Annotated in this window: 1 protein-coding gene and 1 pseudogene; both read left to right on the plus strand. The window is 49.0% G+C overall.

The genetic code is table 11. The features are described 5' to 3' along the window. A partial coding sequence (locus R7040_RS27745) for a hypothetical protein (RefSeq protein WP_005466481.1) occupies window positions 1-249 on the plus strand: 249 nt, incomplete at its 5' end. A 43-nt stretch (window positions 250-292) separates the two neighbouring features. Beyond that, window positions 293-610: pseudogene (locus R7040_RS27750) on the plus strand (hypothetical protein); the annotation flags it as partial.

The following is a 610-nucleotide window of genomic DNA, read 5'->3' on the forward strand; positions in this document are numbered from 1 at the left end:
ATGGCTAATACAAAAGAAAGCGCAGTTAAACCTCAAGAGCAATTTGAAGAGGCGTACCACCTTGCAGAGCAAGCCACTTCAGAAGCGGTTGGCGCCATGAAAGAACATGCCAAAGAGAAGCTGGAAGTCGGCGCAGAGAACATTCAGCAAGCGACCAAATCCGCAGAAAACGTCATTAAAGAGCGCCCGCTGTTGAGTATCGGTTGTGCATTCCTGGCAGGTTGGGCGGTCTCTAAGCTCATCAAATAAGCCTGTTCCTTACATTTCGCTCTAATCATGAAGGAAGAGTTTTATGAATGACTCCGTGCATACCATCAATGAGCGCCAAGGCTCGGCTACTGCAGACAGTAGCCGAGCCCTAAATGGGGCTAAAAATCAGGAAGTTGAACAAGCCATTAATGGGCTACGAGCCATTTTGTCACAGATTGACGACCTTTCGACGTCACTGCGAACGTGGTCGGGCTCGACGTTGGATTTGTTTCTGCTAGAGATGAAAGTCAACGTGGCGGCAGCGCGCCAAATCGTGATGTTCAGCATCATTTTTACGCTGCTGTCGGTGCTGTTTATCTTCAGTGTGTGTTTGGCTGCGGGTGTAGTGACGTACCACTTT

Source organism: Vibrio sp. 1069 (assembly GCF_033340555.1).